Genomic DNA, 12,245 nt, shown 5'->3' on the forward strand with positions numbered 1-12,245 from the left:
GTGAATAAGAAATATGTCTAACAGAAGAATGCAGTTATCAGAAGAAGGAAAAGTAATTTTAGATTTAATAGCTAATGCCTTAGAAGTTGACAGACCCACAGCAGTGAAAATTGCGCTTTCTAAAGGTTTAGCTGCTTCCAACGGTCCTATTACTACTGAATTCGATGGTGGAAAAAACAAATGGACTATTCCCGATAACATTATTAAGGACAAAGAATTTTTACTATTTAAACACCTAATAATTAATGAAATTAGTACGTCGTTGACTGAAGACGAGTTACACAAGTATATGATTGCTTTTATTGAGGAAGGCCTTCGAAAGTTAAAAGGAGACCATGATAGTAAAACCTCAATGGAAGATCTTCGTTTAACTATCTTATAAGAAAAGCCCACCATATTTCAGGTGGGCTTTTACTATATTCTTTCTGATAGAGGACTAATATCGACTACTGTTACCGTAGGGTGTGATAGCTCCCCATTTGGTTTAAGTACGGGTCCATGAACAATACATTGCCCTTTTCTAAGTGAGGATAATTTAGTCTCCCAATGCTTCTTCTCCTGATTATCTTTTGATAAACTACCTGCAATTGTAGATAGCTCTTGTTCAGGCGGAGAGAAGTATACCTTTTGTGATGAATTCTGTAGCCTTGCAAGTTCATCAGAATCAAGTTGTGACTTCAGAAATTGTGTTGCATACCAAGCTGACCAACCAAATTTTCTTCCTTCTGTTAAAATTCTTGCTGATGGAGATTTTTCAGTATGATCTAAGTTTTGTGCTTCATCCATTATTACTGGCATTGGACGATTTTTATTTCCAAATCTCACTGAATAATTCCATAAGTCCCAAAGGATAAACTCTGTAATCATTAGTTGCACATCACGTGGAAAGCCTGTTAACTGAACGATGAAAATATCTCCGTTACTATCTACAACATCTTTCCAATTGATTGTGTTTTCGTTACTAAATGGATTTCGGTCAATTAATGGGCGGATTTGAGATAATGCTGTTTTTGAATAACTAGAACCGTCTTCCTCTAGCATATCTTTTAATTTCATCAAGTTCATACCGTCATTAAATTGTTCTAAACCATTCAGTACAGCCTCATATATAGCGTTTTGTTGTTGAATACCTAATGATTTATATACTGCAGCAAAGACACTTTTTATCCTTTCAGCTACATCTGTATTTGATTCCGGTAGCTGAATCCCACCAATATCTCTTACATTTTTCTGAAATGGGTTAATTGGAAGTTGCTCACTATATACAATTTTTTGTTTTAACTTATCCCCTAAATATTCTACAAATTCAGGTTCTAATTGATTAGGTAAAAATCCTTCTGTGTAATCAATAACAATACTTGGAATTCCTAGTTTTGACTTTTCCAACAGCAAGCACTGCATAAAATAAGTCTTACCTTGACCTGATTTCCCGGATATTAACAAATGTCTGTTAGCAAGCCCTCTATTACCGTATTCCCAAAATATTTCATGTGAAGATTTCTCAGCGGTACCAATTTTTATTCGGATATCTTCAAGAACACGAGTTTCTACTGGTGTTGTTTCAACCACTTCACTTGGAGTAGTACCTTCCTCTACTTCATCAGTTCCTGCTAGTTCTTCAACGTCTTTAAATGGAGTAGCAGGTTGGTCGGGTTGAAAATGATCATTCTCACTATGATTCTCATTCGCCTCATTACTTTCAGTTTCCGTAGTATATTCAATACTTGGATTTCCAGTAGTAACTGGTTCATTGTTTGTAGATGGTATTTGAATATCTGCATTTCTATATTTATAGGACAGCATGTCTTCCTTAACGAAATCATTGGGCTGTTCTTGAATCCAATTTCTCATTGATTCTAAAGAAGATACTAGTCCTTCGTAACCATCTCTTTCCGTAAGGTTAACTAACAAAATGTTTTCATCATCTAAATGGGCACTTCTATGAAATGCATCCTTTTGGAACGATAGTATTGCTCCATCCCCAATATAAGGTCTTAATTCATCAGAAACATTAAACTTATCCTTCAAAAGTACTTCTATAACTTTATCGGATAATTCATACCCTTTCTCATCCCAAAGCTCACTATGTCTAATTTTTTGTGCACTAGATATTAGTAGTTGTGCAAAGAAATTTCGATAAAACTTTCCTGAAAAAGTATGTTCATTCTCACCAGTCAAGGCACTGTAAATAAGTTCTCTCGTTTTTCTAACTTGTTCTTTTGCCTTTTCTATAACTGTTCCTTTATTTAACCCAATTTTTACTTCTACTGGGTAAAAATGAAGAGAAACGTTACCCTCTTTTTCTTCTAGACCAATTAATAATAAATCATCACTGTGACTACCCTTAACTCGCAAGTTCTTGGCAGTAAAGACACCTTCAGATTTACTTAAACTAACTGCACCTGCTACTCTTAGAACTTCTTCTAATGAGATGGGTATCCATAGAATGTCTTTGTGATCTAAGTAAGAGACCGAATATTTAATAGCAGAAATTATACTTAATTTCTCTCGATCGAAGTGCCCCTTACTTCCGATAATTCTCAGTAACCATTCACCGTTAAAAGTATTGAAAGCTTTTATAGTGTTTCGGACATTTTCATCAGAGCCTTGGACATCTTTTTGTGCCAAGAATTCTTTAATAACTGCAAAATACTGGTCTGATTTATCTGTCACTGTAATTGCATCAAATCGGCTTGAAGAAGAATATTGATCACTATAGTGAATAACAACTAAATTACCTTCATATTCATTGAAGAATTCCAAGTCAATAGAAGGATCAACAAAGGTTACCCAATATGATGAATGGAATATTCTTTTTAATGTATCCTCATCTGCAGTTGTTGTTCTGGATAATATAGCCTCACCCTTACGATAGCCATCACTTCCATTATTTCGTAAGTTAGCAGACAATTCATTTACATAATATGATGTTGAAACTAAACAATCACTATCATTAATAGAATAAGCTTTAGTGCCAAATCCACTCTTATAATTTTCTTGGTCTTTCATTGATGGTACGCTAGAATAGAGACCTTCCAATGATAATCCTGTTGTCATATCCTTAACCGGTTGCACAGCATGATGTTCTTGTGCATTCATTTTATAGAAGGAAATATGAGCATATCTTAACTCCTCATTAAAATCCTGCTTATAAAAGAAGAGCTTCCCTCTAATTATTCGTAAAAGGTCGTCAGCTTCATAATCTTTTGATTTTAATTTAACACCCGTTAATTGTTCAAGCTCTTCAGTTGAACTAGTTAGAGCATATAGGTCAAAAATACTTTCATAATTCTCCTCAGAATACAAAGTTACTTCAACCGGTTTTAAGTTTTCAGCGCCAACTTTATCTATTTCAAGTAACATCCACTCTATGATTCCCTTTAATACTTCTTTGTCATTGGTTATATTCAAGACATTTATTTGCAAAGGAGCGTTAGACATTTTTATAAACAAATAAGAAAAATGTTCTTTAAATTGAGATATTTTGTCTATAACAACTTTAGCCAAGTAATGGTTTGCATCGGAAACAGATACATTTTGAACTGGTTTAAATAGCATCCATTCTAACGCTGCGTTTTGATGTTCTGGTTTATAAAGGGTCTCCTTTTGGTCATATATAAATGGAACTAGAGAAGCTGAGCTTAACCTGTTTAATATACTATTATCAACTTCTTCATTTTTAAGTAACTCATATGTTTTTAACTTGTATGCAACCATCAGTGGATGAAACGGTGTAAAATAAAAGGTTCCATTAGAGTAAATTGTACCTAACTTGAATAAATCTCTTCCTCTTTTTCCAGCTGGTGTACCACTTGTAAAAGTTTTAACTTCATCCTGAAAAGCTTTAACATATTCTATAGATCTTTGCTTTAAATCTTCTGTTATGGTGCATAAACTCGGAATGGAATTTCTAATTTTAAAATAAGTAATGAATCGACTATATGCTTCTCTCATTTCATCACTTATTTTCAAGTCATCCTCTAATAATTGATCTGACTCAAACCTAGCGCTTTTTAATCCGCGTTCTATAAACTCGTTCTCCCAATTGAAGTACTCACTATACTCAGAGTGAAAATAGAACTCTCTATTCTCAAGTACTAAGCGGTTGTTTTCCTTTATCCACTGTATGTCTTTTCCTGTTTCTCTAATAAGTTTAGATATCCTTTGTCCGCTAATTGGCATGGACTCAGGGAGCTCATTCGTCAACTTAAAAGGGATGGTCACTTGATCGAACATGATATTTATTTTTAATTGATCTTTATCATCGTATGCTTCAGGTAGTGGGCTTACAATCAATGTTTCTTCTTCAGTTACAGATAAAATTTGATTGCTTTCAGATACTTCTACCGTTTTCTTGTTATAACCGTTTCCAAATTTCAGTAATTCTTCTTCACAATTTAACTCTACCGCACCATTCTCTGCATCAATTGTATATTTTGAGCTAAAAGCTTCTAAATAAATTGGCTCTATTGGTAACACAGAAAGTGAGAATTCTGCTCCTAAAGTGATTTTTTTATCATGTTTATAGGAGAATTTTAAAAACAATGGTTTCTTACCCTGCGGGGACAGTTTTAAAGAAATATTAGATTTCTTTACATCTGATTCCACACTTTTTGTATCTCCTTTTTGGACTTTAAAGAAATCCTTCGCAAGAGACTTAACACTTCCCGAAAAGCTAAATGAAAGTTGTAACTCTATTTCATCGTTGTTATCTGGATTAAATATGATGAAATGTCTTTTTCTTTTTCCTGTTCCTTTTTCACTTAAGGTTCTATTCCAAACCTTAAGTTTATTGGATACTTTTATCTCAGTAAAATCTACTTTGGCCTTTTTCTTATTAGCATTAAAATCATCATGAAATTTCTTTACTTTTGGATATAGAGTTTGTTCCCATCCTTCATCGAATAACGCTTTTGCACCATCTAACACAAACTTATTTTCTAATTCATTTTGTTCTAATCCATAATCATGTACTTTTTTAACAAAATCAAAGAGCTCGCGGTTTAATGTAATTCTTTCTTTTTGCTCCCTACCTGTAAATGTATCTAAATCTGGATCTTTAAAGAGACCAAACTTGTAATACTCTTTATCATCAATATATCCTTTTTGCAGGGTAGAGAAGATATCCTCAAATTCAAAAAAAGTTATCTGCTGGTAGAATTGGTCTTCCATTAAATTATCTAAGTTCTCAAGTAGTATTATTTGTTCTACCTTTGTTAAAACACTGCTTTCTATTTCGTTTTTGAGCTTATTATATATAAAGCTTGGATGTAGTGGCATTCCTTCTTTTTGAAGATCACTACTTCCGCCCTGTATGGAATCCAGCTGCTCAGAAACGATACTTAAGAGGGCAGTATTTTTCCATTCTTCTTTTTGCTCTCCAACTAAGTTCCGAAGAGTAACTAAAAAGTCTGGTTTAACTTGATCTGATGTATTAGCAACTACTAAATTGGTTTCTTTAAACGGTATAGAGAAAGTCTCATACCTTTCTCCCAAGTCATGTTGATACCTAAAGCCTTTTGTACCATCAATGTTATTTAAGGCATTTATCAGATTCATTACATCTTCAGGACTATCTAGCTGAAGGTAATATCTATCTCCATTCTTTAATCCTTCTTTTTTGAAATAACTTATTAATAATGAGGCTATATATTTATAAAATTGGTTTGACATACTGAGCATCCCCACTATCACTTTTTTTATCAATAAGATTTTGACTATCTAACATACTTATTACTTCTTTTTTGGAGTAGCGATCTAAGGCAACCCCTCTTTTCTCGAACTCTACAAATAATTCATTCAAAGGAATTCTTTCATCTTTAACTGATACTGCGGTTAATAGTAAAACAAAATCATGTTTTACATTTAGTATGTGACCTAAACTACCTCTATTTTTAATAAATTGATTAAAGCCTAAGTCTTCAATATTCTTACCATATTTATCTGCTACACCGGCACTAGTTCCTTGTTTTAAACAAGTAAACAGCTCTCTTAATCCTTCTTCAACAGAAGTGGCTTTAGTAGTATTTTTTATTTTCCACATGTCGGCGTATTCCTGTATCCACATATTAAGCTCACTTAAAAAAAGTTCTTCATATTCTTCACCTTTTTGACTGATGTATTTTGTAATTTCACTATACGTTTTTAATGAAATAACCTCTCCCTTTTCACCTGTAATTTCTTTTTCAGATACTAAGTGACTAAGGTGGGACAAAGTATGAATATGTGGGAACAGATTAGACGATTTTCCTTTAACATATCTAAAACCTTCAAGGTCGTCTGCTGCCTTTCTTCTTTTACTGATTGACTCCCAGTCAAGAGCGAAGTAGAGAGGCTGTATGGAATCATAGTTAGCTTCTGAAAACTGTTCAAACTTAAGTACGAGCTGGCTAGCGTACATGAAAACGTAAAAATGTGTTAGTAAAGCAAATGTAGATAAGAAGTATTCTTTATGTTTACTTAAATACAATAGATCCTCTTGATATAAGCTGCTAATTGGTCTTAAAAGTTGCTCATACTGTAAAACACCATTGGTATCTTTGTTTTCTTTTAATCCATCCATTTTACTTAATATTAATTCAGTAAGAATATCGTCTGCCTCTTTGTTTTTAAATATAGTGGATACTTTAGAATTTTCTTCTACAAGTACATCTTTCATAAAATGAGCATATTTTCCGAACTCATTTTTATGATTTTTGTCGATTTTTATATAGTTAAAAAGGAAGGGGTGAATTGGATTTATCTTTTCACCTTTAAATAGATATTGATCTAAAAAACGAATAAAATCATACTTCTCATCTTCCTCTTTAAACTCCACATTGTTAGCAATTTGTTCACTAATTTCGTTTTCTTCTTCTGATGTATAAAACTCGTCTTGCCTTTTAATAGCTTTCTCATCTAAAGTCAAATTGCTTAAGCTTCGTGTAAATTCGCCTAATATATTGTTAAATTGATTTTTGACTGCACCTGTTCTTTTTGTGAGAAAGGGTAATACATCTATCGCCTGACCTGTATCATGTTTTTTCTTAGTTTCAAAAAGTTGCTTCAAATAAATTCTATTATTAGCTAATGCCATACTCAATTCTCCCTTTCGAATACAAAGGACTCAAATTCATCTCGCTTTAATATATAGGAACGATTATCTTTCGGAAAATGGACAAGCAATTCTTTCTTCTTATCTCCGAAATTCATAAGTTTGTCCACAAATTCCACGAAATTAATTGCATCTTCTTCATCTTTTTTGTTAGGCCTATATCCTTCTTGAACTTTCATCAACAGTTGATATAACTTATAATCAATTTCTAGTAACAATTTATTATTTTCGTCTCTATAACCCACAACGATTGATGACTTAAAAGTATCTAACACTTCTGTTGTACTTTCGTGTAGATGATCAATGGTTGGTCTCAGATTCAGTTTTTGTGCTAAACGATATTTATTAGCAGCTTGGTCTAGATAAACATAATCCTTTTTCGGAGTGCCCTTCCACTTATGAATAGTGTTTTTCATTTCATCATAGAAGTTCCTAATAGTTTTTTTGTCTGCTGTGTTAAAACCATATAGATTTTTTATAAACTCGGTATAGCTCTTATCTTTTATTTTCCCTACAAATTCTTTATTGGTTAAATAAGTTATTCTTAAGAATGACTCAAAGAATACGTTAAAGGTATGTCCCGATATATCACTTTTCGAATTGAACGATGAAAACCAGTTACTCCCTATTTCGTCGAGAACATTCCCGCTAATAATTGTAGACCAATTACTTAAGGTATTTAAATCGACAATAGTTTCATCGATGTATTTAGATCTAAGATGTATAGGATCTAAACTACTCAATGCCTTTAATATTTCAGATCTTTCTTTTCTATTAAATATAAGATTTGGTAGGGCATGGTCTAAGACATCAAATTCATTTATAAGGTTTTTATTAATTACTTCATCTGGTATCAGAATATCCGCAATTAAGTTTAAGAAAGCTCTAGCTGAAATAACTAGTTTGTGTTGAATAATAGTTCTGATAATTAATTGGACTACTTGCTCTTGCACAAATTCATTTTGGAGGAACTTGTAGTTTTCATGAACCATCGTGTTTATATTTTTTTTCCCATCTTCTCGTAAAGCTAAGTTGAAAGGATTTTGATCAGTCTTGGCACATACCTTTTTCAATAGTGTAGAATAAAAAGTTGAGATGGTACCGTTGGCAGTTAACTCATAAGAATGGTAGTCTCCAAAACTTAACAAATCAAACTTATCTTTGCTGTAATGAGTAGTGATTTTTTGAGAAAACAACTCACTCTCTTCCACAAATACTTTTAATGATTCATAGGAATACTTGTTATGTTCTGTATTTATAAAGTTGTGTAAAACTCCCATATTTATGGCAAGTATAATATTGTCATTACAATCTTTTAATTTTTGGTCAGAGAAGTTTTTTAATACTTCTTCCAATGTTTCCATAGCGTTCTTATTTGGAGAAAAACTCTCCGTAGCATCATTAAAAATTGTATAATCATCCATAAGTTCTGGTTTGTTCTTCTTTAAATAAGCAAGTAAATGTGATTTTCCGTCTCCTACACTTCCGCATAAAAGTATTAAACTTCCGCCTTGACGCTCTTTGTTTGCTGCGAGTATTCTCTCAAGGTCTAATTGTATCTTTCTATCGACATGAAGATAATTTTTAAAACTACTAAATTGATTTGCATTTTCAATTGCTTCTTGGGAAGAGTCTTTCAATCGAGTTAATTCTCTTAATAAGTAACTTTCCCTTTCGCCTAAGTCTTTTAATAATAACCCTGTATCCCCCTTAGGTTCTTCAACTATGGATGGAATATTAGGCTGAAGTTGACTCACTTCAATGCTACCTGTTCCTAGCATTTCTAAAATTTGTTTTCTTACCAAGTCTTCTATGTTATCTTTCTGACGTGGCTTAGGAATGTCATATAAAGGTACCTTTGTTTGTGCAGACGAATACACTTCATAAAACCAAACCGCAATTTTGTACATTTCTTTATGAAGCTTGTAGGCTTCCGTAATATCGTTGAACTTTGCGTTATGAGCCGCTTTGTTTCCGGACAATCGGATCGTATCAAAAGATTGCTGAATATCTCTCTTAATTACTCCTTCCTTAGCCAGGTAGGAGATCTTATCGTACAAACTTGTTAAATATGGTGCTTCATCTTCCTTCTTAAATACTTCCTTAAGTATTTCTTCTATAAAAACTCTTGCTTTGACAATGGAACTACTTGGATCTTCAAACATCAGATCTTCCATTTTCTTAGCAGTTTGAGCGGCAACTGAATTTGCACCTTCTAGAAAACTCATTAAATACTCACTATTTGAAACCATGCTCGTGCCTCCGATTTCTTTAATCTTCTTTATATAATTTTACCATAATAATTCCATTATAAATAACTATCTCAATTAAATTTAGAAAGGTAAAATACCCACTTAATACGAATGAAAGTTCGCTTTTTTATTGAAATTTTCCCAGGTTTGTCCTATAATCAAAGTATAATATTACGTACGTAATAAGGAGGTTTGGCTATGGACGCCACTTTTTGTTATAGTTTCCCTTCTATAAAAGGTATTCAGGCAGGTAAAGAGTACTTTGTTGCTATGTGCCCACTTAGAATTATTCCTAAAATATTCTTATTTGACGAAGAGGAGATCCCACCTGAACATAGAGCACAGCGAATTTTAAACAAATCTAGAATTCCAGAACTTACAAATTACATAATTGAAAATGAAAAAGATTATGTATTTTCATCTATTACTGCTTCCATTGACGGAGAAATTGAGTTTGTCCCTTATGACCATGAATCTAGCTCTAAGGATCTCGGACAGCTAAAGATTGCTTTAGATGCTCGTTTCCTTATAAACGACGGTCAACATAGAAGAGCAGCAATCGAGGAAGCCTTAAAGATATCACCTGAACTAGGTAACGAAACAATATCAGTCGTATTTTTCCATGATAAAGATTTGCAAAAATCCCAACAAATTTTCTCTGACTTAAATAGACATGCGGTGAATACTACGTCTTCCATTGGTATTTTGTATGACCATCGAGATAAATTAGCATTAATAACAAAAGACATTATCGCTAACACACCTTTATTAGCTAGATATACAGATAAAGAGAGAGTTTCTCTATCTAAAAACTCTCCAAAAATATTAGCTTTAAATCATATATTTAATACTAATTTAAGACTTCTAGGGAAAAGCAAAGGTGATAAGATCACTGACAGCGATGAAGAGTTCTTAAAAGAATTCTGGCTAGTTTTATGTAATTCTATCATGGAATGGAATTATGTTATGCAAAAGGAAATAACTACTAGAGATTTACGTGCAACATTTATTGTTGGTCATGGCGTATTTATAGAAGCAATTGGCCTTGTTGGTAATTATTTGAGAACTTATCATGATGGAGATTGGAAGAACTACATTAGTAAACTTGAAAAAATAGATTGGAATCGCAGCAATACAGCCGATTGGCTAGGAAGAGCATTTAATCATAATGGTAGAATTCAAAAGACTACTCATACTATTCAACTTACAGCCATCAAAATTAAACAGTTAATAGACCTCCCTTTAACAGAAGCAGAGTTAGCACTAGAAGATAAATTTTTCCAAGGAGTAGTTTGAAATGAATGGAATAATCAGTAACATGTTATCTAAACAAATGCCTTATGTAGAAGCGGCTAAGGAACATATTAAAGCTGCCTACAAAGAAGACAGTCACCCTTGGGTAGTTGGTTATAGTGGTGGAAAAGATTCTACAGTTGTTGTCCAATTAGTGTTTGAAGCATTAAGTGAGATGCCTCAAGAAGAACTTCATAAGAAGGTATATGTAATTTCGTCCGATACACTAGTTGAAACACCTTTAATTATTAACTCCATAACCAAGACATTAAGAAGAATTCAAGATGAGGCGTTAAATCGTAACCTACCTATTGAAACTCATAAAGTGAAACCACAGATTAAACAGTCTTTCTGGGTAAATATTATTGGTAAAGGTTACCCTTCACCTAACCAACAATTCAGATGGTGTACCGATCGTCTTAAAATAGATCCAGCTAACCAATTTGTTATGGATAAGGTCTCTTCATTTGGAGAAGTTATCATGGTACTTGGTGTGCGTGAAGATGAAAGTGCAACTCGTGGGAATGTAATTCGTTCACACACCGTAGAAGGTAAAACATTCATGAGACATTCTACGTTATCTAATGCATTTGTATATGCACCAATAAGATCTTTTTCACTAGACGATGTATGGGAGTATTTGTTAAATCACGCTTCTCCATGGGGTGACGATAACCACGAACTTCACAGACTCTATCAAGATTCTAATAGTGGTGAATGTCCTCTTGTCATTGATAAGAATATTAAAGAGAGTGCAGGATCATGTGGAAATAGTCGTTTTGGATGCTGGGTTTGTACCGTTGTTAACGAAGATAAAGCATTAAATGGGTTTATTCAAAGTGGACACGACTGGATGAAGCCTCTCCTTGATTTCAGAAATTGGCTAGCATCAATTAGGGATGACCGTACTAGAAGAATGAAGTATCGTATGAACGGCCAAATCTATTTTAGAGATGTAAAAATTGAAGAGATTGATGGGGTACCACATGTGTTTATCCCCAAAAAATCAAGTAGAGAGAAGGAGTATGTTTCTCTGGATAAATATATAGTTATTGAAAGAGATGAACTAAGAGAATATGTTGCTAAATACAATATTGACTTAAGTTCACCAGAGGGCGGACGTAATATCTTAGTCAAATATAAAGAAGAAACTCTTGATGGCCAGGTTATCACCAAACACGCACAATTAGGCTTAGGCCCATTCACATTAGAGACTAGAAAAGAGATTTTATCAAAATTACTTGAGGTCCAAAAGAATTTGAACCATCCCGATGATCCCTATTATGAGTTAATAAGTGTAGATGAGTTAAAGGCTATAAGGAAGATATGGTTTAAACACGGTGATTGGGAGGATCAAATTCCTACCATCTATCAAAACATTATTGGAAACTCAGTAGATTGGGAAATGGATGATCGTCCTTTATTTGACAAAGACCAAATTTCTGATCTTGAACTATTATGTGATCAATATAAGGTTGATATTAAAGTGCTAAAAAAATTAGTTTCGATTGAGAAAGATTATGCAGGATATAAAGTTCGTAGAGGATTAATGGATGATTTATCTCGAGCATTAAAGCAAGACTATTTACACTTATGATTAAGGAAAA

General features: G+C 33.1%; 6 protein-coding genes. 3 read left to right on the forward strand and 3 right to left on the reverse strand.

Annotated features, from left to right (window positions below; translation table 11 throughout):
* Positions 1–13: 13 nt before the first annotated feature.
* The gene (locus tag HF078_RS10775) at positions 14–382 is read left to right on the forward strand and encodes a hypothetical protein (protein ID WP_169291156.1); all 369 of its coding nucleotides are present in this window, start codon (positions 14–16) and stop codon (positions 380–382) included.
* 32 nt (positions 383–414) lie between these two features.
* Here the strand turns inward: HF078_RS10775 and dptH are convergent, their stop codons facing one another.
* The 3 genes from dptH to dptF are packed head-to-tail and all read right to left on the reverse strand — an operon-like array spanning position 415 to position 9,345.
* The gene (gene dptH, locus HF078_RS10780) at positions 415–5,673 is read right to left on the reverse strand and encodes a DNA phosphorothioation-dependent restriction protein DptH (protein ID WP_169291157.1); all 5,259 of its coding nucleotides are present in this window, start codon (positions 5,671–5,673) and stop codon (positions 415–417) included.
* Positions 5,654–7,075: a DNA phosphorothioation-dependent restriction protein DptG gene (gene dptG, locus HF078_RS10785; RefSeq protein WP_169291158.1), complete on the reverse strand. Its 1,422-nt coding sequence runs from the start codon at positions 7,073–7,075 to the stop codon at positions 5,654–5,656. The genes dptH and dptG overlap by 20 nt, the downstream gene beginning before the upstream one ends.
* A gap of 2 nt (positions 7,076–7,077) precedes the next feature.
* On the reverse strand, positions 7,078–9,345 hold the full coding sequence (dptF, locus tag HF078_RS10790) for a DNA phosphorothioation-dependent restriction protein DptF (protein WP_169291159.1): 2,268 nt from the start codon (positions 9,343–9,345) through the stop codon (positions 7,078–7,080).
* Between the two features lie 198 nt (positions 9,346–9,543).
* Here dptF and dndB point away from each other — a divergent pair, with 198 nt between their 5' ends.
* Both dndB and dndC read left to right on the forward strand, forming a co-directional pair.
* The gene (gene dndB, locus HF078_RS10795) at positions 9,544–10,641 is read left to right on the forward strand and encodes a DNA sulfur modification protein DndB (RefSeq protein WP_169291160.1); all 1,098 of its coding nucleotides are present in this window, start codon (positions 9,544–9,546) and stop codon (positions 10,639–10,641) included.
* A 1-nt stretch (position 10,642) separates the two neighbouring features.
* The gene (gene dndC / locus HF078_RS10800; RefSeq protein ID WP_169291161.1) at positions 10,643–12,235 is read left to right on the forward strand and encodes a DNA phosphorothioation system sulfurtransferase DndC; all 1,593 of its coding nucleotides are present in this window, start codon (positions 10,643–10,645) and stop codon (positions 12,233–12,235) included.
* The last annotated feature ends 10 nt before the right edge of the window (positions 12,236–12,245 follow it).

The organism is Bacillus sp. RO2, from assembly GCF_012911845.1.
Taxonomy (GTDB): Bacteria; Bacillota; Bacilli; order Bacillales; family Bacillaceae_I; genus Sutcliffiella_A.